This window comes from Sphingopyxis soli, assembly GCF_018682675.1.
In the GTDB taxonomy this organism is placed as follows: Bacteria; Pseudomonadota; Alphaproteobacteria; order Sphingomonadales; family Sphingomonadaceae; genus Sphingopyxis; species Sphingopyxis soli.
Window position 1 is genome coordinate 1 of the sequence record NZ_JAFMTR010000063.1, and the last position, 23,712, is coordinate 23,712.

At 64.9% G+C, this 23,712-nt stretch carries 24 protein-coding genes, 1 pseudogene and 1 other annotated feature; of the genes and pseudogenes, 20 read left to right on the top strand and 5 right to left on the bottom strand.

Features of this window, described 5'->3' with window-relative positions; genetic code table 11:
• Positions 1-119 precede the first annotated feature (119 nt).
• The 3 genes and pseudogenes from J1N50_RS09960 to J1N50_RS09970 form a co-directional block, all read right to left on the bottom strand.
• Positions 120-1,270 (bottom strand): IS3 family transposase gene (locus J1N50_RS09960; protein WP_137869471.1). Its coding sequence is split into 2 segments (ribosomal slippage): positions 120-1,018 and positions 1,018-1,270, totalling 1,152 coding nucleotides; the frame shifts between segments, so codons are not numbered across the junction.
• A 64-nt stretch (positions 1,271-1,334) separates the two neighbouring features.
• Positions 1,335-1,944: pseudogene (locus tag J1N50_RS09965) on the bottom strand (IS3 family transposase); the annotation flags it as partial.
• Positions 1,550-1,664 (bottom strand) — a sequence feature (AL1L pseudoknot). (Overlaps the previous pseudogene by 115 nt.)
• A gap of 103 nt (positions 1,945-2,047) precedes the next feature.
• Positions 2,048-2,413 carry a helix-turn-helix domain-containing protein gene (locus J1N50_RS09970; RefSeq protein WP_215353379.1) on the bottom strand — a complete coding sequence of 122 codons (366 nt, stop codon included), beginning with the start codon at positions 2,411-2,413 and terminating at the stop codon, positions 2,048-2,050.
• Positions 2,414-2,886: 473 nt separating this feature from the next.
• On the opposite strand from J1N50_RS09970, the gene J1N50_RS09975 reads away from it, so the two are divergent.
• The 12 genes from J1N50_RS09975 to J1N50_RS10030 all read left to right on the top strand — a co-directional run bounded on the left by J1N50_RS09975 (position 2,887) and on the right by J1N50_RS10030 (position 12,566).
• The gene (locus tag J1N50_RS09975; RefSeq protein WP_246553357.1) at positions 2,887-3,570 is read left to right on the top strand and encodes a DsbC family protein; all 684 of its coding nucleotides are present in this window, start codon (positions 2,887-2,889) and stop codon (positions 3,568-3,570) included.
• Between the two features lie 184 nt (positions 3,571-3,754).
• Complete coding sequence (locus J1N50_RS09980; RefSeq protein WP_062770222.1) at positions 3,755-4,069, top strand: hypothetical protein; 315 nt, start codon at positions 3,755-3,757, stop codon at positions 4,067-4,069.
• A gap of 135 nt (positions 4,070-4,204) precedes the next feature.
• Positions 4,205-4,471, top strand: coding sequence for a type IV conjugative transfer system protein TraL (locus J1N50_RS09985; protein ID WP_054588706.1), 267 nt, complete (start codon positions 4,205-4,207; stop codon positions 4,469-4,471).
• Between the two features lie 8 nt (positions 4,472-4,479).
• Complete coding sequence (locus J1N50_RS09990) at positions 4,480-5,115, top strand: TraE/TraK family type IV conjugative transfer system protein (protein WP_062770225.1); 636 nt, start codon at positions 4,480-4,482, stop codon at positions 5,113-5,115.
• Positions 5,099-5,863: a type-F conjugative transfer system secretin TraK gene (locus tag J1N50_RS09995; protein ID WP_062770228.1), complete on the top strand. Its 765-nt coding sequence runs from the start codon at positions 5,099-5,101 to the stop codon at positions 5,861-5,863. Before J1N50_RS09990 ends, J1N50_RS09995 begins: the two co-directional genes overlap by 17 nt.
• Complete coding sequence (locus J1N50_RS10000; RefSeq protein ID WP_082813416.1) at positions 5,860-7,161, top strand: TraB/VirB10 family protein; 1,302 nt, start codon at positions 5,860-5,862, stop codon at positions 7,159-7,161. Before J1N50_RS09995 ends, J1N50_RS10000 begins: the two co-directional genes overlap by 4 nt.
• Position 7,162: 1 nt before the next feature.
• Positions 7,163-7,903, top strand: a complete 741-nt coding sequence (locus J1N50_RS10005) for a DNA-methyltransferase (protein ID WP_062770231.1) — start codon at positions 7,163-7,165, stop codon at positions 7,901-7,903.
• A gap of 324 nt (positions 7,904-8,227) precedes the next feature.
• Complete coding sequence (locus J1N50_RS10010; RefSeq protein ID WP_246553339.1) at positions 8,228-8,836, top strand: TraV family lipoprotein; 609 nt, start codon at positions 8,228-8,230, stop codon at positions 8,834-8,836.
• Positions 8,833-11,367 (top strand): TraC family protein, encoded by a 2,535-nt coding sequence (locus J1N50_RS10015; protein WP_062770234.1) that lies wholly within the window; start codon positions 8,833-8,835, stop codon positions 11,365-11,367. Before J1N50_RS10010 ends, J1N50_RS10015 begins: the two co-directional genes overlap by 4 nt.
• Positions 11,364-11,693 (top strand): hypothetical protein, encoded by a 330-nt coding sequence (locus tag J1N50_RS10020; protein WP_062770237.1) that lies wholly within the window; start codon positions 11,364-11,366, stop codon positions 11,691-11,693. Before J1N50_RS10015 ends, J1N50_RS10020 begins: the two co-directional genes overlap by 4 nt.
• Entirely contained in the window at positions 11,690-11,926 is a 237-nt protein-coding gene (locus J1N50_RS10025; RefSeq protein ID WP_162928323.1) for a hypothetical protein, read from the top strand. Before J1N50_RS10020 ends, J1N50_RS10025 begins: the two co-directional genes overlap by 4 nt.
• Before the next feature lie 37 nt (positions 11,927-11,963).
• Positions 11,964-12,566, top strand: a complete 603-nt coding sequence (locus J1N50_RS10030; RefSeq protein WP_062770330.1) for a hypothetical protein — start codon at positions 11,964-11,966, stop codon at positions 12,564-12,566.
• Positions 12,567-12,783: 217 nt separating this feature from the next.
• On the opposite strand, the gene J1N50_RS10035 is transcribed toward J1N50_RS10030, so the two are convergent.
• Positions 12,784-13,380, bottom strand: coding sequence for an SRPBCC domain-containing protein (locus J1N50_RS10035; protein ID WP_062770243.1), 597 nt, complete (start codon positions 13,378-13,380; stop codon positions 12,784-12,786).
• Positions 13,381-13,640: 260 nt separating this feature from the next.
• Between J1N50_RS10035 and J1N50_RS10040 the strand changes: the two genes are divergently transcribed.
• The 7 genes from J1N50_RS10040 to J1N50_RS10070 all read left to right on the top strand — a co-directional run bounded on the left by J1N50_RS10040 (position 13,641) and on the right by J1N50_RS10070 (position 21,022).
• Positions 13,641-14,720, top strand: coding sequence for a TraU family protein (locus J1N50_RS10040; RefSeq protein ID WP_082813418.1), 1,080 nt, complete (start codon positions 13,641-13,643; stop codon positions 14,718-14,720).
• Between the two features lie 342 nt (positions 14,721-15,062).
• Positions 15,063-17,006: a hypothetical protein gene (locus tag J1N50_RS10045; RefSeq protein WP_294027726.1), complete on the top strand. Its 1,944-nt coding sequence runs from the start codon at positions 15,063-15,065 to the stop codon at positions 17,004-17,006.
• The gene (gene traN / locus J1N50_RS10050) at positions 17,003-18,118 is read left to right on the top strand and encodes a conjugal transfer protein TraN (RefSeq protein ID WP_062770246.1); all 1,116 of its coding nucleotides are present in this window, start codon (positions 17,003-17,005) and stop codon (positions 18,116-18,118) included. Before J1N50_RS10045 ends, traN begins: the two co-directional genes overlap by 4 nt.
• 43 nt (positions 18,119-18,161) lie before the next feature.
• Positions 18,162-18,983 (top strand): type-F conjugative transfer system pilin assembly protein TrbC, encoded by an 822-nt coding sequence (locus tag J1N50_RS10055; protein WP_246553341.1) that lies wholly within the window; start codon positions 18,162-18,164, stop codon positions 18,981-18,983.
• Complete coding sequence (locus J1N50_RS10060; protein WP_062770252.1) at positions 18,955-19,554, top strand: S26 family signal peptidase; 600 nt, start codon at positions 18,955-18,957, stop codon at positions 19,552-19,554. The genes J1N50_RS10055 and J1N50_RS10060 overlap by 29 nt, the downstream gene beginning before the upstream one ends.
• Complete coding sequence (locus J1N50_RS10065; protein ID WP_215353381.1) at positions 19,554-20,441, top strand: conjugal transfer protein TraF; 888 nt, start codon at positions 19,554-19,556, stop codon at positions 20,439-20,441. Before J1N50_RS10060 ends, J1N50_RS10065 begins: the two co-directional genes overlap by 1 nt.
• Positions 20,438-21,022 (top strand): thioredoxin domain-containing protein, encoded by a 585-nt coding sequence (locus J1N50_RS10070; RefSeq protein WP_062770264.1) that lies wholly within the window; start codon positions 20,438-20,440, stop codon positions 21,020-21,022. The genes J1N50_RS10065 and J1N50_RS10070 overlap by 4 nt, the downstream gene beginning before the upstream one ends.
• Positions 21,023-21,033: 11 nt before the next feature.
• On the opposite strand, the gene J1N50_RS10075 is transcribed toward J1N50_RS10070, so the two are convergent.
• Positions 21,034-22,200, bottom strand: coding sequence for an ATP-binding protein (locus tag J1N50_RS10075; RefSeq protein ID WP_215353382.1), 1,167 nt, complete (start codon positions 22,198-22,200; stop codon positions 21,034-21,036).
• A 99-nt stretch (positions 22,201-22,299) separates the two neighbouring features.
• Between J1N50_RS10075 and J1N50_RS10080 the strand changes: the two genes are divergently transcribed.
• Positions 22,300-23,712, top strand: a complete 1,413-nt coding sequence (locus tag J1N50_RS10080; protein WP_062770270.1) for a conjugal transfer protein TraH — start codon at positions 22,300-22,302, stop codon at positions 23,710-23,712.

Sequence of the window (23,712 nt, forward strand, 5' to 3'; positions counted from 1 at the left end):
CCCTCCGACGCCGATTTCATGCGCCAATTGCAGTCTTGGGCGAGGAATGGGTGTGAGATTGACCGGCCCCCACCGAGTGGTCCGTGCGGATTGTGACGTGCTCCCCTGATTGTTACCAGTCAGAGGTAGAGTCCGGCTCCTTCATGATGGTTGATTGATGGGATGGCAATGGTCCTGGGGGCATGCCCCCAGGACCATTGGCCGGCGATCTCGGCGGGTGTTTGCCCGCCCAGTTTCGAGTGCGGCCTGACGTGATTATAATCGTATCGCCAAGCCATGAGCACGAAGCGGGCATGCGCCAGCGACGTGAACAGGGTCTCGTTGAGGCATTCGTCACGCAGGCGTCCGTTGAAGCTTTCAACGAAGCCGTTCTGCATCGGCTTCCCCGGCGCGATATAATGCCATTCGACCTGACGCTCCTGCGACCAGCGCAGGATCGCCGACGAGGTCAGTTCGGTGCCGTTGTCGCTGACGACCATGTGAGGCTTCCCCCGCAGGCCGATCAGCGTCGTCAGTTCCCGGGCAACGCGGATGCCCGACAGCGACGTATCGGCCACCAGCGCCAGACACTCCCGCGTAAAGTCATCGACGATGCACAGGATGCGGAACCGCCGACCGCACACCAGGCTGTCCGATACGAAGTCGAGCGACCAGCGCTGGTTCGGACCCTGCGGCAGTGCCATCGGCGCCCGCGTGCCCAAGGCCCGCTTGCGGCCACCACGGCGGCGGACCCGCAGTCCCTCTTCGCGATAGATACGCAGCAGCTTCTTGTGGTTCGGGCGCATGCCCTCCCGCGCCAGAAGATACCCCAGACGACGATAGCCGAACCGGCGGCGCTCGGCCGCCAGCTCGCGCAGGCGTTGCCGCAGAGCACCGTCATCCGGCCTCGTCGGCTCATATCTGATCACCCGGCGGCTCACGCCGACCAGGCTGCACGCCCGACGCTCGCTCAGCCCGTGATGGTCACGAGCATATGCGACGGCTTCCCGCTTGGCGCCGGGCGTCACCATTTTTTTGATGTCAGATCCTTCAGCACCGCATTGTCCAGCATCGCCTCGGCCAGAAGCTTCTTCAGCTTCGCATTCTCGTCCTCAAGCGCCCGAAGCCGCCGCGCCTCCGACACGTCCAGACCCCCGAACTTGGCCTTATACTTGTAGAAGGTCGCCGAGCTGATCCCGTGCCGGCGGCATACATCCGCCGTCGGCATCCCCGCCTCATGCTCCTTCAATATCGCGATGATCTGCTCTTCGCTGAACCTGCTTCGCTTCATTACGTCCGACTCCTTCGCGTCGGACTCTACTCAAAATCGGTCACATTTCAGGGGAGCACGTCACCAGCCCCATGGTCCGCATCAGCCGTTCCACGGTACACTTGGCTACCGCGATGCCCTCGCGGCGCAGCTGGTGCCAGACCTTGCGTGAGCCGTAGAGGCCAAAGCTGTTCTCGTGGACACGCTTGATGTCTTCCTTGAGTTCGTCATCGCGTCGCACACGGGCCGGACGCCTGCCGGGATCGGCAAGACGGACGGCATGCTCGTGGTAGGAGGATGGGGCGACCGCCAGTTCGCGGCAGATCGGCTCGATACCCAGTTCCTCGCGGTGAGCGTCGATAAACGACATCACCATTTGCCGTGGCGGTCGAGCTCCGCCTGAGCAAAATATGCGGACGCCTTGCGCAGGATCTCGTTGGCCCGGCGCAACTCCTTCACTTCGCGTTCCAGCGCCTTGACCCGGTCCCGGTCGCTGGCGGCCTGCGCCGCTGGTCCCGCTCGTCGGCCAGCCTCCTCACGGCACCAGCGGCGCAAGGTCTCGGTCGTGCAGCCGACCTTCCCGGCAATCGAGGACATCGCCGCCCACTCCGACGGGTAATCCCCCGGTGCTCCTCCACCATCCGCACCGCGCGATCGCGAAACTCAGGCGAAAACTTGTTCCTTATAGCGCTCATCGTAGCTCCTTCTCACAAATAGGAGCCTCCGGAAAACCCGGGACGCTTCAAACCGTTGGGGGCGTACCTTCAAATGAAAGCAACCCGTGGGTAATTAGTCCTGTCAAGGTGTTGTTCGCCTTCCCTGTGTGTGCCGCGCGATCAGACGGATACAGCGATACTCGAGATCAGCCTGATTGTGATGTGGCGGATCAGCCGACAAAGGCTTGCCGTGCGCGTGAAAAAGCAGTGGGAAAAAAATGTGGCTTGGCGCGAGACCCAGCGCCGCCCCGCAGCGTAAGTGATCCTCCAACTTCACGGCCGGATTGCCACTCTCAATTTCGCGCAGCCACCGAATGCTAATACCGACCCGCGTTGCGAACTGTCGTTGCGAGAGGAATTGACGTCGTCGTTCTCCCTCAATCCGTCGACCTGAAGATTCCTTCAGTTGCGCCAGCAATGCATCGTGACTGGTGGTTACGATTGTCATTTTAATTCCTGCCCGAAATGGCCAAGCATTGACTGCGTTCGGCAGGTGCAATGCTGATCGGCCATCGTGAGCCGGGCAACGGGAACTGCTTGCAAACCGAAAGTTTCGTTCAGCTTGTCGCCAGATTGGGATCACCCGGATCCCGCTCCGTTTAGAAATGGCGCGCTCATCGGCGGACCCGCTTTGCACTCTCCTGCCTGCTATGGGCAGCACGGTGCCCCCTGCCTTGTCCCGCCGCGCCGTAACCGCGATCCACCCTCCACATGAACAGCGGTCAGGGCGCAATGATGTCTTCATGCCCAGTCTCCGCCCCGGTCAATGTCGAATGGCGCACTCCGCGCTGAGGAGGACACATGCTACGCAATTTTGCCGATGATTGCTCTTCGCGCCTTTTGTCCGTCGCAAGCCTTCCGCTGATTGCGGCGTTGTTCAGCATCAGCCCCGCCGCCAATTCCCAGGAAATCGGCGAGAGGATGGCACTGGCAAAAGCTGCTGCCGACGCGGAGCAACAGCTCCACCAGACCTTCACCAATCTCCAGTTCGAGGACTTCGGGCCGGCACCGGTGAAAGGACCGCTCTACCAGGCAAGTGCCGGTGGCCGCATCGTGTACTATGCCCCCGAGAGCGAGCATCTGCTGTTCGCGTCGATCTTCGACAAGAACGGCGTCAACCTGACGGCGCTTGCGCAGGAGGCCGGGGCGGCGAAGCGACTGAAGGCGATCGACACTGCGGTCGCATTCGCTGTCGGCCCCGAGAACGCGCCGACCATCATCGAGTTCACCGATCCCGATTGCCCCTATTGCCGCGCGCTCGACCGCTATTGGGCGGCGAAAGCAGCGGAAGGCAAGCCGGTCCGACGCCTGGTCTTCTTCGTCAGCGGCATCCATCCCGAGGCGGCCGCGAAGGCCGAGCATATTCTCTGCTCATCGGACAAGGAGGCTGCATTCAAGTCTATCTACGCCGGCGCCGCGCCCGCGGTGCTCCGAACTTGCGCCGAGGGCCGCACCAAGGTCGAGGCCCACGCGCGGATTGTCGGCTCGGCCGGTATCACCGGCACGCCGACACTGATCGCCGGCGGCAAGCTGATCTCCGGCTTCCAGCAAGCCGAGATCGAGGCGTTCCTCTCTTCAGCGAAGACCGCCCATGCGCCTCGCTGACGCCTTCCCCTTTTTGGCGGACGCCCGAGCACCGGGAGCATCATCGCTCCCTGCCCGGGCGCACCGGAATGCCGGCGGCGGCGCCCCCATCGGGCCGTCCAGCGCAGTCGTCGGCCGACAGCGATACTCGTCGATGCCGGCAGGCAGGTCAGCGGACAGCCCGACTTTTGAGAAAGTGAGTAATGTGATCAAAAATCTCCGAAACAATGCGCTCTCGGTCGCCAACATCGGCATCCCGGTGCTGCTGCTGTCGATCATCGCCGCGAGCGCGCATGCGTTCACCGCGCCGGTCGCCGGCGACCTCGGTTACGACATCTACGACATCGTCGTGAACCAGGGGGTCAAGGGCCCGCTCGGCTTCGTCGGCGGCGTCGCCGCCTTCCTGTTCGGCGTGTCGCGGCTATTTTCCAACATCATGATCGGCATCCCGACGATCGTGGCGGCGGTCTGCCTGATCAAGGCGGACTCGATCCTCCAGACCTTTGGCATGGTGATCTGACGGCATCGGATTGCAGGCGATCGTTCCGGTTCCACCGTTCGCTTGCAATCCGGTCACCGGGAGGATGGCTCCCGGAAAAAGCCCCGTGGCCAGCGCCTGCGGACGCGGGGTTGTGAAGCAGGAGGAGAAGGGTCGATGGACGAACGCCTGCCCCAGTATCTGCACAAGCCGGTCCAGATCCTCTGGTTCGGATCGGACGAGTTCGTGCTGGTGGTCACGACCATCTTCGTCGCCGTCATCGTCGGCGGTCTGGTCGGCTGGGCGTTCATCGCGGCCCTTCTCCTTTTCCTGCCGTGGAAGCGCGCGCAGCCGCGCGGCTTCCTCGCGCATCTCGCGTGGCGATGGGGAATGCTGCGCTTCCGTCATTATCCGGGTCCGACTCAGACCCGCTTCTACGAATGAGGGCGCCCATGTTTTCGCGTTCCCGCAAAACCGCTCCCGTCGACCCGCTGGTTGGCAAGCCGGCGAGCTTCGGCATCCACCGTTATGTCCAAGGCTCGTCGAACCTGTTCGAGGAGAACCGGCTGCTCAAGTTCGCGATCGTCGGGCTGTTCGGCATCACCGCGGTGCTCGGCGCTGTCATCTACAGCTCCGACCAGAAGCAGCGCACCGTGGTCGTGCCGTTCGGCGCCGGTGGCGATCTCTATGTGACGGGCTCGAAACCGTCAGCCGCCTATATCCGCACGATCACGCGCAACATCGTCGCGCTTGCCGGAACCTATTCGGCCTATTCGGCCGATCGGCAGTTCCAGGAACTGCTCTCGATCGTCCATCCGTCGGCCTACAACAGCATGCGCGACAGCCTGAACAGCATCCTCGACGAGCTTGCCGGCAACCCGACGCTGTCGATCGCAACCTATATCCGCCCCGACCAGCCAGTCCAGTGGACCGACCGCGACATCCTCGTCCCCATCGAGAAGGTGCGGGTCATCGGCGGCGTCATCCGCAAATTCCGCGGCAACCTTCGCATTCGCTACGCCATCGAGAACGGCCGCTTCTGGCTGGTCTCGCTCACCGAGGAGAGTTTTGATGTCCAGGCTCGCTAGGACGGGCGTGGCGCTCATTTGCGCCGCGTCGCTGCTGCCGACTTCCGCATTCGCGCAGGCGATTACCGCGTTACCCGATCAGGTCAGCACGATCCGGCTCTCGAACCGCGACGTCAATCATATCGTCTGCGTCGGCGGCGAGATCGAGGATGTGAAGTTCTCGGCCGAGAAGGCTATCGCCGTCGAGCGCGCTGGCTCGGACGCCTGGATCAAGTTCCTCGTCAAAGAGATCGACGACATGGGGGCGGTCACCCGCACCTATGTGACGACACCGAGCGAGTTCTTCATCTCCTGCAATGGCGCCATCTATCCGCTTCACGCCGAGCCGTCGGATATCCCGGCCCAGACCGTGACTCTCGTACCCGGTCGTCCGCAACGCGCGCGGGCCAACGAGGATTTGCTCGGCCCACTGGTCGAGGAAGAGCGGGCCATCTCGATCAGCCTCGCCATGCTGCAGGACCGCGTGCCGGCGAGCTTCACCGAAGTCGCACCGCGATCAGGCCTTATCACGATCCAGGCTATGCCGTCGGCGACACTCACCGAACGCCGCCAGCTAGAGATCGAAGGATCTGGCCTCTCGGCTTCCGAATATCGCATCACCAGCGACAGCGATGCGGCTCTGGAGGAACGGCAGTTCCTCGACCGTGCGCTCGGCTCCGACATCTTTGCGGTGACGCTCGACCGGCTTTCCCTCAAAGCTGGCGAGAGCGCCCGGCTGGTCGTCATCCGGCGCGGAGATGGACAATGACCGCCGCCCCCGAACAGGAGGCGCTCGACCTCGGCGAGATTGGCCAGCCGCTACCACCTGAATCCGCGCGGCCCGAGCGTGGCCCAGCCCTGCTCGCGCTCAAGGAGCGCTGGGCGAGGATGAACTCGAAGCAGAAGCTACGCGCCAAGCAGCTCGGCGTCGCCGGCGTCGTCGCGCTGCTCGGCACCGGCCTCTACACCGCCAGCACGGGCGGTGATGACAGCAAGCCCGAAGCCCCCGCGGCGACCAAGCTCGACATGGGTGCGGGGCTCCGCGGCGACAGCCTCGAGGTGAAGCTGCGCGGCGACCTCCAGAAGATCCTCGAAGGCCAGTCGCTGCTCGGCGAGCGCGTCGCGGCGATTGAGGAAGGCAAGGTCATCCCCGGCAGCAAACCCGCCTCGTCTCCCGATGGCGATCCGGGGCTGCCGCCCGCGCTGCCCGGCGCCATTCCCGATTACCCGCCGGCGCCCGGCGAAGCCGAAGGCATGGCGGGCGAAATCCCGGCGCCGCCCATGCCGCCTGCCGCTCCCCCTGCCCCGCCCGCACCACCCGTCGAAAAGACGATCGGCGCGATCGGTGCCGCCGTGTCGGCGCCAGGAGCGGTCGCTGCGGCCGACGGGAAGGCCGCGCCAGGTAGCGCTAAAAAAAAGACGCGGACGATCTATTTGCCGCCTGGTTTCATGAAGGCGAGGCTGCTGACCGGGATCGACGCGCTCGCGAGCCGCGATGCGACTTCGAACCCCGAGCCGCTGATTGCCCGCGTCCAGGCGCCCGCGGTCTTGCCCAATGATGTGAAGGCAAACCTCTCGGGATGCTTCGTCATCGGCAACGCGACGGGCAGCCTCGCGAAAGAGCGGGTCGAGGTCCAGCTCGTCTCGCTGTCCTGCGTCGATTTCGACGAACGCTCGGTGGTCGACCAACCGATCAAGGGATTCTTCGTGGACACGGACGGAAAGAAGGGGCTGTCGGGCAAGGTTGTCACGCGCGCCGGGGCGAGCCTTGCCCGCGCGTTCCTGGCCGGCACGATCAGCGGCATCAGCCAGACGGTCGAGAACACCATCGGCGACGTCTCGACGTCAGCGCTTGGGTCGGTGCGGACGCTCGATGCGGGCGACGCCGCCAAGGCTGGGATCGCCGGAGGTCTTTCGAAGTCGTCGGACAAGCTGACGGATTTCTATCTCGATCTCGCGCGCCAGGCCGGTCCGATCGTCGAAGTCGGCGCCGCGAAAGATGTTGTCGTGGTTATCCAGGAGGGCGTTACCCTCGAGATCAAGCCGACGGCCGGAAGCAAATTCTGATTTGGCGGGTTGCCCTGCCGTCCTTTGCGGCGACTGCCGCGAGATCGCGGCCGCCCATGGTCCCTATGACCTGATCATTGCCGGTCCTCCTTATTGCATCACTACCCTCTGCTGGGACAGGCGTGTCGAAGGCCGGCATGCGCTCGCCGCGGCATTGCTCAAGCCCGTAGGCTCGCTTTGGGTCTTCGGTTCGTTACGCTATCTGCTCGCCGACGCTGGCCGTTTCGAAGCAGTGGGGTTGCGTTACGCCCAGGACATCGTCTGGCGCAAAGCCAACGGAACCGGATTTGCAGCCGACCGCTTCAAACGAGTCCACGAGATCATCGTGCAATATTATCGTCACGACGCGCTTTGGAGAGACGTCTACAACGACGTTCAGCGCGTACCAGCGACAACGCGAAACAAATCGGTTCAACTGAGGCGAGCGCGGACGAAACACACCGGGTCAATCGGCGGCGGCGCCTATCATGACGACGGCACGCGGATCATGAAATCGGTGATCGAGATAAACAGCGTGCGCAGCGGCCTCCATCGCACCGAAAAGCCCGTGGCGTTGCTCGCGATCCTTATGCGCACCTCCTGTCCGACTGGCGGTCTCGTCGGCGATTTCTTCGCCGGCTCCGGCGCCGCCGGCGAGGCGGCTGCGTTGACCGGGCGCCGCTATGTCGGCTGCGAGGTCGATCCGCTCATGGCTGCAAAGGCGCGGGCGCGATTGAACGCACTGCATAACCGTCCCTCCTAAGCCGGCAGCAAAAAGAAGGGCCGGCTCACGCCGACCCTGCGAAGTTTTGGGAGAGGATGCCTGAAAGGCATCAGGGATATGGGTATCCTCATTTCATGCTGCAAGTGCGAACAGAAGAAATTCTGACCGGTTAGTTTCGGCCGACGGAAGGGAAGCACGACGCTGCCTCCGACCGGCAGGTTCCTGCCCCTGCCCTTGTTCGCGACCCGGAAACGCGGCCATCCAAAGATTACTAACCCCGGTTCGCGAGCATCCAATCCACAATGATTGGTCGACCCTCGCACGGCCGCTCTCACCCCGCGCCACCGGCGCAAAGGAGGACTCATGATGCATTGCCGCCCACACGATCGCCCCATTCGCAAAGCATGGCTGTCATCCCTCGCTGTCATCCCCACGTTGCTGTCGGGCTGCACGGCGCTCGGATCGGCGATGTCGCCCTACAGTGAGAAGTTCAGCTGCAAGAACGACGATCACGGCCAATGCATCCACCCCGAGAAGGCCTATGAAGATGCGGCGCTGGGCCACGCGTCGCACTCGGACCCGCCGGTCACCCGCGACAAAGCTCTGCTCAAAACGAACTCGCGCGGCGCGGTAGGCCGCGGCCGCGGCGACACCGGCGCCTACGGTAGCTATCGCGACAGCGTCTATCGCGAGCTCCAGGGACTTATCGACGCACCCGATACGCCGATGCTGCGGCCCGCCCAGGCCGTGCGGACGCTGATCCTCCCCTATGCTGATCGCAATCGGCCCGACCGGCTCTACATGCCGCGCTTCGTCTACTCGGTCCTCGAAACCCCCTCCTGGGTGGTCGGCGGCTATCTTGTCCCGCCCGTCTCGGCCGCTACGCGCGCGCCGGTGCTCGAACAGGTGCGCGAGACGCCCGGGACCGAGCCAGCCCCAACGATATCGCTGCCCGCCGAGCTGCGCCCGTGAAGGCGCCCGGGACGCGAACGGGCGGCGGCCTCACCTTTGCCGACCTCCATCGCGGCGTCGCGCGCGACCGTTATTCGGACTTCCTGCCGCTCGTAGCGTGGGTGGAGGAAGAGGAAGCCTTTCTCTGCATCGACGACGGCTGGGGCTATGCCTGGGAACTGACGCCCGCGGCCTATATGTTCGCGCATGTCCACCAAGCCCTTCTCGGTCTGCTCAATATCCAGTTCCCCGAGAACAGCGTCGTCCAGCTCATCAGCTTCGCCGACCCGCTGATCGCGCCCGCGCTCGACCAATATCTCGATCTCAAGACGCGGCCCGATCCGCTGATCCAGGCTTCGGCGCGGCGAACCCATGCCTATCTCAACGAAGGGCGAAATGGTCTCGCCGCGCTTCACGGCATCCCCGTGCGCGATTTCCGGACCTTGCTTGCCGTCAAGACGCGCGCGCCGATGCACAGCGACCTTCGCCGCCAGATCGAGGAGCAGCTTGCCAAGCTCGGTATCCGCCGCCTCGAGCCCGAAGAAATGGTCGCCTTCTATCGGCGCATCTTCAATGGCGTCTTCGACGCCGCGCCCGGCGTCTACGCCACGGCTGCAGCCGCCCACGCGGCGCCGCCGATCCGCAAGCAGATCATCGATGCCGGCCCCGATCTCGCGTTCGATGGTCCGGAAGTCTTTCTCGGCAACCAGGTCGCGCGCTGCCTGACGCCGAAAGCACCGGCGCGGCGCGTCACCGCGGAGCGCGCCAACCGGTTGACAGGCGGGATGCGGGGGAGTGCCGAGGACAGCGACCAGATCGGCGGGCCCTTCCTCTATTGCCTCAACATCCTCTTCGACCATTCGCAGTTCGAGATTCACAAGCGCGCGCAGATCCTCTCGGCGCAGAAAGCCGCGGGAAGCTTCGCGGTCGAGGTCGGCAAGCAGATCGAGGAGATCGGCTGGGTACTCGACGAGGCAGGCAACAGCCGCTTCGTCTCGGTGATGCCCTGCGTCTGGGTGTTCGGCCGCGACCGCCACCAGGCGCGCGAGATGGCCGCGCGCGCGAAGCGCCTCTGGGAAAGCGAGCCGCTCCCCTGGATGGTGCAGGAAGAATCCTACCTCAATCCCATCCTGCTCACCGCGAGCCTGCCGTTCGGCCTCTATCCCGAACGCCGGACGATCAGGATGCTCGAGCGCGATTTCAAGATGCCGGTGAAGGCGACTGCCCTGATGGCGCCGATCCAGACCGATTTCCGCGGCGGCGGCCGCCCTGCCCTGCTCTACACCGGACGCAAGGGCCAGCTCATCACGCTCGATCTCTTCGACCCGCGCATCAACAATTATAATTTCATCGTCGCGGCCGAAAGCGGCGCCGGCAAGAGCTTCCTGCTCAATGACCTTTGCCGCCAATATTTCGCGCAGAACGCGCTGATCCGCATCATCGATATCGGCGGCAGCTACCGCAAGCTCTGCACCCTCTGTTCGGGCCGTTATATCGACGTCGGTGAGGAACGGCTCGTTCTCAACCCCTTCGATCTCGGGCTTGCGCTCGACGGCGAGGACAAGCAGTCGGCGATCGCGATGGCGGTCGCGATCGTCGCCGAGATGGCGAATGCCGCGACGCGCAAGGGTGTCTCGACCTCGGAATGGAACCTTATCAAATCGGCGGTCCAGTGGACGATCGACGAGGGCCATGCCGACGAAGGCATCGATTCCGTCCGTGCGTGGCTCGGCGCCTATCCGCAATTTGCCGCAGCCGACCTCGACCGCGTCGACCATCTGAAGCCAGTCGCCCGCGAACTCGCGTTCAACCTGCGCGATTTTGGGTCGGACGGAGCCTATGGGCATTTCTTCAATGGGCCGTCGACCTTCGACATCAGCTCGGACGAGTTCGTCGTGCTCGAACTCGAACGCCTGAAAGCCATACCCGACCTGTTCAACGTGGTCGTGATGGTCGTGATCAACGCGGTGACGCAAGAGCTCTACCTCTCGGCCCGCGATCGCCCGCGATTCGTGATCTGCGACGAAACCGCGCAGTTCATGCCCAACAACCCGGGCCAGGATTTGTCCCGCCTCGCCGAAGCCATCGCCCAGGGCTATCGCCGCGCGCGCAAATATCGGGGCAGTTTCGGTATCATTCTCCAGAGCATGAACGACCTTCTGCTGTTCGGGGGCATCGGCCAGGTGATCCTCGAAAATGCCGCCACCCGGTTCCTGTTGCAGGGATCGACCTACGACAAGGCGGTCGAAAACAAGATCCTCGATTATTCGGGGTTCGTTCTCGACCTCCTGAAGTCGGTTCGCAACAACAAGCCGAACTACAGCGAGGTCTTCATCGACAGTCCGCTCGGGCTCGGCATCGCTCGCATCGTTGTCGATCCCTTCTCGTACTGGATCAACACGTCGGCGCCCGAGGATGTGGCGGCTTTCGAGGCGCTGGTACGCAGCGGTCGTTCGCCGCTCGAAGCCGTGTGCGAACTGGCGGGCGTGGACCCGCGCGAGATTCTCGGCGAGCGGTCGTTGCCAGCCACCGCGCATGAGCACCTGCCATGACGCGGCGCGCGGCTAACGCGGACCAGCTTCGGCTCGATCTGGCCGCCATGCTGCCGTCCGACCGCATGCGCTTCGAGGCAGCTGTCGCGGCGGAGGCCGAGCGTCGTGCCTTCTATTGGCGCTTCCGCCTTGTCGCGATCGAGACGGTGATGATGTCGGGACTGGTGCTGATCGCCGGCCTGCTTGTCGAACAGCCGACGGACATCGTCGTCCAGGCATCCGTGACGGTCGGCATCGCCTGCTTCGCAAGCGGGATGCTGCTGATCTGGCTGTCGAACGTCGCGAGCGGGTTGATGATCCGGTGGCGCGGGCGTCGGCAGCGGTGAACGGCATCTTCTCCAATGCGCCGTCGCCCGGCGTGATCCGGCTCGTGGTCTCAGGGCTCCTCTTCGGCGTGGTGCAGGCCGCAATCCTGCTGGTTGCGCCTGCGAACATGCCTTCCCCTCGGTCGCTGATCATCCTCCTCGGTCTGCTGACCCTAGGCTGCTTCATCGGCGCGGTCATCGGCGAAAGCGCGGTCGATCCGAAGGACAGGTGGAGAAATCGCGGTGGACCATGACGCCCAGCGTATCCGGCTCGCGGCCTTGCAGTTCGGGATGTCGATAGGGCTTGTCGCCGCCGCCGTCTTCATAGGCGCGTCAGCGCATGGTCAGACGTCGATCATTGGCCGGACCTGGCCGATTGCCGAGCCCGACGCCCTCGCCGAGATTGAGGCGCGCGCGGCGCGGCAGCCGCCGAGTATCGCCGAGCGGTTCGGGCCACGAGAAGGCTGGAGCGCTATGAAATCCGCGGCCCTCGGCGTCGCGGCGGTGGATCGGCGGCGCACCGTCATCCCCTTTCATACGCTCGATTTCGAAATTCGCTTGCCCGATGGCAAGCTGCTCTACCCGAAGGGCTACACCTTCAATCCCCTTGCCTATGTATCGTTGCCGCAGCGGCTCGTGGTCGTGCATCCGCGTGATATTGGCTGGGCGATCATGCAAGCCCGTCCGATCGACTGGATATTGCTGGCCGGGGGAGAGACAGCATCGACCGATCCGATCGCGCTCGGTGAGAAGGTGGGACGACCGCTTTTCATCCTCGAAGAGCGTATCAGGGATCGGCTCGGACTGACCGTCGCGCCCGTCATCGTGGAGCAGGTTGGGCAGAAGCTCGAACTGCAGGAGTTCGAGATCGAACGTCGACGTCCGATTAAATAGACCGCGCGCCCTTCGCAACGATTGGCCATTGCTCGCTGCCCAGAGCGGAACAATCTTTCGCGTCCTGGCCTTTTGGCGCTTTCATCCAATCCCGAATCGAACAGAGCGCATAACCCGGCACTGCGACCCAGGAGAGCTCTCCCTCGGCAACGAGGACAGGGATCTTCATCTTGACACCCATTCGGCTTCGGCCGGGTGGGTGTCATTTTTTTGATCGTTATTCGACGAAGTTGGCGAGCTTCTTGAGCATCATATCCATCCCGGCGCGACAATCGCCTTCGCTGATCCCGGACGGAACATCCGCCGCCGCTATCGTAACCTTTGTCCCGTCTTTGACTTGCTCGAGTATGGTCGTGATCGACAATTCTCCCTGCGAGGGAGGGTTTGCGATGTCGAAGCGGACGCTCTCGACGATCCGCTCGTCGGGAAGAATTTCCGCGAACCTGCCGTCGACGACACCGGCAACCTTGCTCGATTCGCTCTCCTCTGGCCCCTCCCGCGATTGCTGAAATGCGATGCGGTAAGCCCCGCCCGGGCGAGAGTCGAAATGTTCGATCTGGGCCGTCACGCCGCTCGGCAGGCGCCACGCCGGAATCGTCTCAGGGTCGAGCATCGTGCGAAATATCGCGCGCGGCTTCGCGAGGATGACGCGGGAGTTCTTGTGAGTCGCCGGGAAGGTCATGACCTTCCCACCTATTGCGACGACAGCCGCGAGAACAAGACATTCCTGCGCCGGCACGCCAATCTCGTGAAATACTAACCAGAGCGACGCGGCTTCCAGGCCGCCGACGATCGATGCGCGCTGGGTGATCACCGCTGAGGCGCCAGTTCGAGCGGATCGTCACTCGTCATTAGTCCGGATAGTTCGCGGGGATTCCCGAAGCCTCCGCCGGCAAATGCGGAACAGCCGCGCCTCTCGTCGGCACGTTCGCGCCCCACCCGTTGTTGCGGGGCGTTCAGACCTGCATTCCTGCCCGCGGATAGGGCCGAGATACCGGCAGATCGCAGGATCGAACACCGCCTTTCCATCTTTCGCTGACCTTCACGCGCCCCGAGCGGCGCAACGGAGATTCTATGCTCGCTCGCTCCGTCCCTTTCGACGCGCCGTCCGGCACCGAGCCGCGCGGCGCGAGCGCGAAGCGGGCGAGACGGTTGAAGTTCGCCGCGCTTGCCGCCGCGCTCCTCGCCGGAATCGCGTTACCTGCAGCGCCCGTCCACGCCTCCAAATGCCCCTCGGACGCGATCTTCAACCCGATCACCAAGGTACGCTGGAACTGCATCTTCCCGATCACGATCGGCGGCGTGCGCGTCGGCAGCTATGACAAGCTCGACAAGGCGCTCGACGCCCAGTCGGCCTCCAGGCCGCTTTGCGCCTGCCGCAAGGGCGCGAGTTTCTGGTTCGGCGTGAAGGTGAGCTTCTGGACGCCCAACCGGATGATCGACGTCGTGACCGAGCCCGGCTGCATGATGGCGCTTGGGCTGGACATCATGCCGACCGGCGGGCGCCTGCAGGGCAGTCAGTCGTCGATCTCGGATGGCACCAACACGACCAAGCTGTTTGCACAGATGCATTATTACCAGGCGCCGGTCTGGAAGATGCTCGACATGTTCACGGACCTTCCTTGCCTCGAAGATGACGGGTTCGACGTTGCGCTGATGACCGAGGTTATGCCGACCTGGCAGTCGGGAACATTGGGTGCGATCATCCAGCCCGAAGGCATCCTCTTCGGTAACCCCGCGGCGGGTCTCGCTTGCATGGCAGACAGCGCGGCCGCCGCCGCCGGCAAGGTCGTCGATCCGCTCTTCTGGTGCATGGGAAGCTGGGGCTCGACCTATCCAGTCGCCGGCGACATCCACATGGGCGACCGGGTCGAGGCCTGGGCAGGGCTGGCCGCGCGCGGCACCTTCATGATGGGCCGCATGGGCGCGCTCACTATTCATTCGGCGGACGGCTGCTCGTTCAAGCCGCAGCCCATCTGGACCAAGAGCCGATACAAGCTCCAACTGATGGAGCCGGTGAAGGGCGGCAAGTGCGTCAACATCGGCCGCCCGGGCGCACTCTGGACCTCGGGCAAGCATGCGCCCGGCAAGGACAACGCCCAGTTCATGCTCTTCGAGAAAGCGATTTGCTGTGCTGGCATCTCGACGCCCTGATGCGGCGCCGGTTCCGGCGCATACCGATCGCCTTGCGCGCAGCCCGGAATCGGCCCGGTCTGCCCGCCACAGCCCTGGTGGCTGCCGGCAGGCGCGCGAGGCGGGGGCGGCGCCCTGCCCCCTCTCCTTGGGCGCCGCTCCACCTTCAGCCGAGGCGGCCACCGAACCTCGGACGGCGGAAAGCTGTGCCTCAACCCCGCTGCGTTCGCAGGTGAAGGCCGTGCTCACCGTCTTCGAAGGCCAGGCGGCGTTTCGGCTCCTCCCGCCCGGATGCGATGATTTCCGGGCGGGAGACCTGTTTCGCGTGGCCCATGGCTCGCGCACCATCGACGGGAATCGCTCGTGACCCCGCGGTTTCTTGCCCTGTTGCCTATCTCGGCCGCGCTCCCCGGCGTGGCGCTGGCCCAGACGATCGAGGACCGTGCGCGCACCGCGGCCGAGGCGTCGCGCTCCAAGAGCAGCGACAGCGAAGCCATCCTCGAAAATTACATCAGCCCCGGCCTCGCCGGGCAGTCCATCGCGACGGTCGACAAGAGCAAGAGCTTCACGCCGAACCTCGCCTGCCAGAAGACGGCGAACTTCCTTGAAATCCTGATCCAGCCTGGCGCGGGCGGCGATATCACTACCGTCCGCATCGCGCGCGACAAGGATATCGACGGCCAATTCGATAGCGTGACGACCTTGCCCGTGCCGGTGTCGGGGATTTGCGCCAACGGCGTGATCTCCTGCCGCCCCGGGAGCTGGAGCGACTGCCGCAGCTTCCAATGGGATGTCGACAGCAGCGGCGACCTCAAGCTCGCCGAAGTCGAGATGCCTGCGCTCGCCGGCTGCTATTGCGTCAACAACAGTTGCGGCGCGAACCTCGTCATGGGCAATCTGCCGTCGGTGCTGAAAGATCTTGGCGGCGGTGCGGTCGGCGCGCTGTCGAGCCACGATCCGCGCAACGGTGTCGCCGACGCACGGGTGAACGGTCCCGTCATTCAATATGTCGGCGCGCAATCGACCGCGTGCAGCCCCGATCCCGCCCTGCCCCAGACGGCCTATCGCGCGAACCCGACCGCAATCCAGGGCGACGCTTTTGCCGCATCGCGGTCGAACAGCCTGTTCCAGTCGCTCGCTGGCTCACCTGCCGGCACGGGCCGTGCCGAGCAGGTCCGGGCCTGCACGATCGAGCGCGAAGTGACCTTCCTGCCGCTCGGTTACGACGATATCGTCTCCGCGTCGGGCTCCATTTATTCGGTTCGCGACTGCGGCGAGGGATGTCGCCGCTATCGCATCATCGGCGACGGCGATTGCAGCGGATCGCCGCCAATCTTCACCGCGCGCTTCGAAGTCAGCGACCCCGCGAAGCTTATATCCGCACAGATCGTCGAGATGGGCGCCGACGACTGGGTCCAGGGCCGCGTCAACGGCCGCATCGTCAGCTCGGCCGGACCGCGCCCCTGGCTGACCACTGGATTGCCTTCTGGCGATTGCCGCACCGACGGCGGCGCGGCGCGCAACTATACGCCTTATGATTTCACGGCCGACCTCCGGGCAGGTCCCGCAACCGTATCGGCGCGCGTGCGGGGCGGGGGCGGCGGCGCGCCGCTCACGACCCAATGGGGTCTCGTCGATGTCGAGATCCGCGTCTCGCCCGGCTGCGAGCCCAGCGAGCGGCTCGTCGACCTGTGCGCGGGCACAGGCGGCGATACGAAGTGCCGCCTCGACAGCGAAAATGTCGACGGCGTCCAGACCTTCCGCAATGGCATCAGCACCGGCCTGAGACCCCTCACCCAAACCCGCCTGTTCGGCACCGGGTCGTGCACCATCCAACTCACCCGCGACTTCTTCCGCCGCGAGCGCAGCTATAAATGCGTCGTCGACACGGGCTCCATGCCCGAGCCCGATCTCAGGCGCGGCGCGTGGATCATCGACCATTCGACCGAGACGATGCTCGCCGACCGCGTGCGCACCGCCGACGGCGGCATGGCGTCGTTGACGCGGCCGTTCGCGCTCCCCGACCGCGGCTCGGTGCCCGCCTGCGAGGCGATCTGCAAGACGCGGGCGCCCAAGGCGAACGCAGACGCCGCGCCCGATGGCGTCGTCGGCGCCAGGCAGACGAACCCGACCGGGTTCGACACCTTCTATCATGTCTGCCGCGCCGACAATGTCTGCCCGGCGGGTCCCGGCGAGACGATCGTCAGCCCCTGCGGCTGTCTCGACGATTTCCCCGAAGCGGTGGTGGTGATGCAGACGGTCCGGCTCGCCGGCGCCGATCTCGCCTGCACGGCGACGGCGCGATGAGCTGGCGCGACATCCCTTGGCCGCACCGGGCCGCGCTGATCCTTTTGCTAGTCCTGGGGCTGGCTATCGGCAGCGCGCTCGCGGCCGCGCCAGCGCACGCCCAGCAGATTTGCGCCGCCGATCTCGACGGCAGCGGCGAGGCCGACGGCCCCGGCGAAACAGCAAGCTGCACCGGAACAGCAAACGGCGGATGGCAATGTCCGCTCGAGCGCGCCTGGTGCGCAGCCGAGCCCGGCGGCGGCTGGTCGTGCCCGCTTGGACCCCAATATGGCTGCGAGACGCCGACGAGCGGCGGCGTTCCGGCCTGCTCGCCGCATAGCTGTATCGATACCGCCGCGAACCCGATCGAGGATGAGCCCGTTATCGACGATCCCGGCGCGCCCGCCGATGGGCCGGTCGATGCCGATGGCAATTGCCTCGGCAATATCGAGATCTTCGCGGGCCGCGCGCTGCGCTGCCGCCCCGCCGGGCTCAAGACCGGCTTCCAGAGCTGCTGCAAGGACAAGGGCAAGATCGTCAAGGACGGCATGGGCTCGTCGCTCGCATCGACCCAGACCAAGATCGCGATCGCCAAGGGCGTGTTCACCGGCGCCAAGGCCGCCTATGCCGCCTTCCAAGCCGGGGCGACAGCGAGCCAGGCGGCGAGCGCGGGCGCCAATGCGATCATCGTCGGCATCGATCCGACCTCGATCGCGATCAGCCTCGCGATCAACGTGATGATCGATTTCCTGCTCACCTCCTGCGACCAGCAAGATATGGAAGTCGGCATGCTGCGCGGCTCGGGCATGTGCGTCGAGATCGGCAGCTATTGCTCGTCGAAGATCCTCGGCATCTGCGTCCAGAAATCGCGCAGCCATTGCTGCTTCAACACCAAGCTCGGCCGCATCATCCAGGAACAGGGCCGTCCGCAACTCAAGTCCTTTGCCGATGGCTGGGGGCCGGTGAAGACGCCGAACTGCCGGGGGTTCACGCCCGAGGAATTCCAGGCGCTCGACTTCAGCCGGATGGACCTGTCCGAATATTACAACGAGATCGAGGCCCGCGCGCAAGCCGACATCCAGATCGACATGAAGGATCGCATCGATGCCTATACGCAGGCCATCGGCCGCTAGGCCGCGCCTTGCCGCGCTGATCGCGCTCGCCGGATGGGCGGGGATGCCCAGCGCCGGGACAGCGCAGGTGTCGCCGGGGACCGAAGAGCCCTCGTCGGCGCGCAGTGAGATCGAACGCGAAGGCAATGCCGCGATGGAACGGCTGCGCGGCGCAATCTCGCGGCCAAAAGTCGAGTCTGTCCACGCTCCATCGGAGCTGCCGGAGCCGACCGAAGCCGAGCGCCGCCGCGCCTTCGAAGCCCTGCGCGGCCACTCCAAGTCTCCGGCAATGGAATCACGTGCGCGCGACGCGCTCAAGGCCGGCAAGGATCGCTTCGCTGCCGAGCGCGAGGCGATGGCGAAGCGGCTCGGCCAGGCGCTCGGCCTCGAAGCGCCCGACATGAAGGCCATCGCCGATGCGGGGCCGGCGCAAGCGACCAAGGGCTGGGTGCCCGTGCTGTTCGTCTCCTCGTCGATGCCGACGGCAACGCTCAGAACCTATGCCGCGCAGGTTGAGAAGGCGCGCGGCGTGATCGCATTTCGCGGCATGCCGGGCGGGATGACCAAGGTGGCGCCGATGGCGAAGCTCACCGCCGAGATGCTGCGGCTCGATCCGGGCTGCGAAGGCCCGGCCTGCGTGATGCGCGACATCCAGGTGATCGTCGACCCGCTGGTCTTCCGCCAGCACGGCGTCGCCCGCGTGCCTGCGCTCGCGATGATCCCGGGCGATCCGGCGCTCCCCTATTGCGAGCGCGAGGACGAGAGTCCGCGCGCTTCCCATGTCGTTTACGGTGACGCGGCGCTCTCCGGCCTGCTCGAAGAAATTGCCCGCCTCGGCGGAAAGGAGGAGGTGCGCGATGCTCAGTCACGCCTGGAAGCTCGGTAAGCGACTTGCCATCGCGCTGAAAGGACTGCCGCGCCGCGCGGCGGTCGCGCTCGGCAGTGAAGGGCTTGGGCAGCCCGCGCGCCCGAACCGGCTATGGAAGGCCTGCGCGATCGTCATTCCCTCGGGCCTTTTCGCCTGCTGGGCGATGGCACAGGTCACTTGGGTCATGTCGCCGTCGATCGACGCCTGGGCCGTGCGCGCCGCGCCGGGGCCGATCGCGAAAGGCGACCTCGTCATGTTCACGCTCTCGCATCCGCTCGCGGGACCAAAACCTGTCAATGTCACCAAGTTCGCGCTCTGCTTTCCCGGCGAGCGCATCAGCCTGATCGAGAAGCCTTCGACCTTCGAACCCAATGCGCTCGACGGCTGGTATTTCTGCGAAGGCAAGCTGCTCGGTATCAGCAAACCGTTCGGGCGAAACGGCCAGCGGCTCGAGCATTGGCGTCCCGACAACGGGCTGATCCTGCCCGGCACCATCTATGTCGGCTCGCACCATCCGAGCGGGTTCGACAGCCGCTATTATGGCCCGGTGCCGATCGGCGAGCTCAAGCGGATGGAGAAGTTGTTGTGATGCGCGCTTCCCTGCTCTCGCTCGTCGCGCTGGCCGTCGGCGTTGCGGTGCCCGCTGCGGCTCAGCTTTCCCGCACGGCTCAGCCCGAACCCAAGCAAGGCTATTGGTGGTATCAGGCCCCGCCGCCTAAGGATGACGATGCGGACCCCGAAGCGCTGGCGAAGCCCCGGATTCCGCCGATGGCAGAGCTTGCGCGCCTAACGCCGCCGAAGATCCGCAAGCTGATCGAGGCGCAGCGCGACTATGCCGCGACCGTGCTCACGATCGATGCCGTCGCCGATTTCTGGCGCTTGCAGGACTTTGCGAGGCGAAAGGCCCGCGCCTTCGCCGGCGTCACCCAGGTCGCGATGCTTCATCACCCCGAACTCAGCGCCAAGTCCGCCAACCCGATGGTCGGGGACGCGCGTGCCACGATGGGGGCCGAGAAGGAGCAGGTCCGGCGGCACTATCTTCGCGGCCAGGCCGGGCAGTTCGCGCTCGTGATGTTCTCGCGCTCGAGCTGCGGATACTGCCGCGTGCAGTGGCCGATCATCGAGCGCTTCCGCGAGGAAACCGGTTGGCAGGTCACGCTGATGGACATCGACCAGCGGCCCGAACTCGCCACGCGGTTCGGGGTCGAGATCACGCCGACGACGATGGTGATCCGCCGCGGCAGCGCCCAGCGCATGGTGATCGCGAGCGGCGTCGAATCCTATCCGAACCTTTCGCAGACCGCTTACCAGGCGGTGCGGCTGCTGCTCGGCGATATCCGGCCCGAGCAATTCCTGACCGGCGCGGGCGAAGAGGACGGCTTCTTCGATGCCCTGTCGGCGGGGCCGGTCTCTGCGACCGATCCCCGCGCACTCGGCGGCGATCTCGTCACCTCGAGCCTCGAACCTCGGCCATGAAGGCGCGCGCCCTCCTCTCGCTGCTCTGCGTCGGCCTCGCCTTGCCGGCGCTCGCGCAGTCCCCTTCGCGCGAGCAGGCGGCGCGCGCCGCGATCCACCCGGTTGCGAGCGCGGCCGAGATGAACGTCTGGCTCGCGCGCGTTCCGGTAACGCGGTCCTTTCCGCCTAACTTCGCCGAGGAGTTGCGCGGCGCGGGCGGCGCCTTCATCGTCGAGATGAGCACGGCGCCGGGCTGCCTCCCCTGCGCCGACCTCTGGCCGAAGCTCCAAGACCTCGGACGCCGTTATGGCTGGCGGGTTCGGGCGCTCGGCGCCGACGAAGCGATGCTGCGCTCGGGTCGGGTCGGCCTCCCCTGGGTCGGGCATCCCGTAGCCTGGGTACGCCCGGTGAAGGACGCGAACCGTATCATCCCGATCGCGGTCGGCACCGACCATAGTCCGAACCTCGCGCGCAATCTTTATCTGTCCGCCAAGATGCTGACTGGGGTGAAACCCGCTGTCGGCGTGCGTGCGCTTTCCAAGTTTACGGGGATCGTCGGGAACAGTCCGGGAGCGCCATCGCAGCGCAGTGCCAAGCCATGAACACTGCCCGCCTATACCTCCGCGAGAAGTGCATGACCGGCGACCACAACCGGCATCACTTCGACGCCATCGGCAAGCGGGTAGCGCTCGCGGCCGGGATAGATCAGCAATCGCTTCGCGGGCGAGAGATCGTCGCAGGCATGATGAAAGCCGCGTTCAAGCTTGGGTTGCAGGCTCCTCTTAATCTCGATTGCCCAAAGCTCGCCGCCAGGAAGCGTCAGCAGCAAATCGATTTCCGCGCCCGCCGCCGTCCGATAGAAATTGGCTTTCGTCCCCTCCGGGGCAGCGGCGGTCAGCGTTTCGATGACGAAACCTTCCCAACTTGCCCCCGCGATGGGATGGCCGAGAATATCTTCGTAGGACGAAAGCCCAAGCAGTGTGTGAACGAGTCCGCTGTCGCGGACATAAATGCGCGGCGATTTGACGAGACGCTTGCCTGCGTTGCTGTGCCACGGCTCGAGACGTCGGACCAAGAGAAGATCGACCAGAAGATCGAGATATCCAGCGACCGTCTTGCCGTCGACGCCGAGGCTCCGGGCAAATTCGGCCGCATTGAGAAGGCCGGATTGAGGATGTGCGAGCATCGTCCAGAAACGGCGGAGTGTCTCGGCCGCGATGCGGGGACCGAACATTGGAATATCGCGTTCGAGATAGGTGCGGATAAAATCCTGCCGCCATCGCTGGCTTGCCCGATCGCTCGCCGCAAGGAAGCTATCGGGAAATCCGCCGCGTACCCAAAGCCGGTCAATTTGATCATCGCCGACTTCAAGCCCGTCGAGCGGACGCATTTCGAGGTAGCTGATACGTCCGGCGAGACTCTCTCCCGACTGGCGCAGAAGATCGATCGATGCCGAGCCGAGGAGCAGGAAGCGGCCTGTCCTTTGGCCTCTACGCCGACCGGCGTCGATCAGCCCGCGCAAGATCTGGAACAGTCCCGGCAAACGATGGACTTCGTCGAGGATGACCAGCTTGTCCGCATGTCCGGCAAGATAAAGTTCGGGTTCCGCCAGCTTGGCGCGATCCGCATCGGACTCGAGGTCGAGGTAGATCGAGGGTCTGGATTCGCCGATTTCAACCGCGAGCGTGGTCTTGCCGACCTGTCTTGGGCCGATGAGCGCAACAGCTGGCACTTCGGCCAACCTTTCCGCCAGTTCCGTCGAGATACGGCGATCAATCATCCTTGCATTTATGGAGTTCTATTCCAGTTTTGCAAGGTTAATTTGCATAACATGCTGATCATGGCGAACCCGGCCCGAGAGGATTGAAAGGAGCAAGTCATGCCAAAATCCCGCCAGATGATCGCTGCGCTCACTACGCTATCAGCTATGGGAATGGCCGCGCCGGCTCATGCCCAAAGCTGGGCCGAGCATTGGTTCGACAATGTGACCTACACCTCGCCCGGCAGCTTCGAGGATCAGGCGCGCGGCTATGTGACCGCGGGCGGCTTCTCGGGCCGCGTCGACGTCCACAACGATTACCTCATGAGCGTGACGTTGCCGAAAGTGCGCGCCGGCTGCGGCGGGATCGACATGTTCCTCGGCGGCATGTCCTTCCTCGATCCCGAGTATCTCGTCCAGAAGCTGGAAAGCATCCTGCAGGCCGCGCCCGCCGTCGCCTTCCAATATCTCCTCGAAACCCTCGACGAGAAGATGGGCAACATCATCTCAAAGATGGAGGCGGCGACCAACTATCTGAACTCGATCCAGGTCAACGACTGCCGCCTCGCCAACCGCATGGTCCAGATCGCCAAGGGCGACGACAATATGTCAGGGATCATCGAGGAGATGACCGGCTACAAGTCGATCAAGGAAGGCTATGCGAAAAGCTATCAGCAGAGCCGCGAGAAGATCCAGGCGAACCAGAACAATCCGACGGAAGACCTGCGCGACGCGCTCGCCAACTGCCCGCGCGAGGTCACCGACATCTTCCGCACCGGCTCGCTCCTCGCCCATGCCGCCGCGCGGGTCGGCGCGAGCGAATGGACCGGGGTCATGCGCGCCCGGGTCGGCGACGTCTATATGCGCTGGGATGCCACCGACAAGGTGCCGCTCTTTTCGGCGATCCCCGCCTGCCCGCGGCAGGAGACCGAAGGCGTCGAGGACTTCCTGACCGGACGTGTCCAGCGCCGCGCGCTCAATATCCCGCCGACCGGCGCCGATTGCGGCGTCGACGGACCGGGCCGCGGCGCGCTGATCCTCGCGCGCGAGCGGATGCAGGCGATCGCGACGAAGATCCGCACCCGGGCCGCGCTCACGGCCGAGGAACGCCAGTTCGTCGCCAATGTGAAGACGCTGCCGATCTACCGCATGCTTGAGTGGGGCGTGCGCGAAGGCGTCGAGGACAGCGTGATCGGCGACACCGACGAACTGGTGGCGCTGACCCTCGCCTACCAGATGCTCAACGACCTCACGCGCAGTCTCGATTTCGCGCTGTCGAACGCCGAGCGCGGTACCACCGCGGCGGGCGCCGCCGATGCCGGAAACTCCAACATCTGCCAGACGCGCATTCTCACCAAGGGGATCGAGCAGCTCCAGGGGCTGCGCGAGGAGGTCCTCCGCCAGCGCGCCCAGATGCGCCAATCCTATATGGCCGCGCTGAACCAGGCCAACCTCTCCGCCAATTACGCCGGTCTCGTCCGCCAGCGCGACCGCGATGCTCGTGATGCCGCGGGCGCCGCGGCCAACCGCTGA

Coding starts and splice junctions, on each gene's coding strand:
- J1N50_RS09970 (WP_215353379.1), bottom strand. CDS start 2,413: ATGACAATCGTAACCACCAGTCACGATGCATTGCTGGCGCAACTGAAG.
- J1N50_RS09975 (WP_246553357.1), top strand. CDS start 2,887: ATGGCACTGGCAAAAGCTGCTGCCGACGCGGAGCAACAGCTCCACCAG.
- J1N50_RS09985 (WP_054588706.1), top strand. CDS start 4,205: ATGGACGAACGCCTGCCCCAGTATCTGCACAAGCCGGTCCAGATCCTC.
- J1N50_RS09990 (WP_062770225.1), top strand. CDS start 4,480: ATGTTTTCGCGTTCCCGCAAAACCGCTCCCGTCGACCCGCTGGTTGGC.
- J1N50_RS09995 (WP_062770228.1), top strand. CDS start 5,099: ATGTCCAGGCTCGCTAGGACGGGCGTGGCGCTCATTTGCGCCGCGTCG.
- J1N50_RS10000 (WP_082813416.1), top strand. CDS start 5,860: ATGACCGCCGCCCCCGAACAGGAGGCGCTCGACCTCGGCGAGATTGGC.
- J1N50_RS10010 (WP_246553339.1), top strand. CDS start 8,228: ATGATGCATTGCCGCCCACACGATCGCCCCATTCGCAAAGCATGGCTG.
- J1N50_RS10020 (WP_062770237.1), top strand. CDS start 11,364: ATGACGCGGCGCGCGGCTAACGCGGACCAGCTTCGGCTCGATCTGGCC.
- J1N50_RS10030 (WP_062770330.1), top strand. CDS start 11,964: ATGTCGATAGGGCTTGTCGCCGCCGCCGTCTTCATAGGCGCGTCAGCG.
- J1N50_RS10040 (WP_082813418.1), top strand. CDS start 13,641: ATGCTCGCTCGCTCCGTCCCTTTCGACGCGCCGTCCGGCACCGAGCCG.
- traN (WP_062770246.1), top strand. CDS start 17,003: ATGAGCTGGCGCGACATCCCTTGGCCGCACCGGGCCGCGCTGATCCTT.
- J1N50_RS10055 (WP_246553341.1), top strand. CDS start 18,162: ATGCCCAGCGCCGGGACAGCGCAGGTGTCGCCGGGGACCGAAGAGCCC.
- J1N50_RS10060 (WP_062770252.1), top strand. CDS start 18,955: ATGCTCAGTCACGCCTGGAAGCTCGGTAAGCGACTTGCCATCGCGCTG.
- J1N50_RS10065 (WP_215353381.1), top strand. CDS start 19,554: ATGCGCGCTTCCCTGCTCTCGCTCGTCGCGCTGGCCGTCGGCGTTGCG.
- J1N50_RS10070 (WP_062770264.1), top strand. CDS start 20,438: ATGAAGGCGCGCGCCCTCCTCTCGCTGCTCTGCGTCGGCCTCGCCTTG.
- J1N50_RS10075 (WP_215353382.1), bottom strand. CDS start 22,200: ATGATTGATCGCCGTATCTCGACGGAACTGGCGGAAAGGTTGGCCGAA.
- J1N50_RS10080 (WP_062770270.1), top strand. CDS start 22,300: ATGCCAAAATCCCGCCAGATGATCGCTGCGCTCACTACGCTATCAGCT.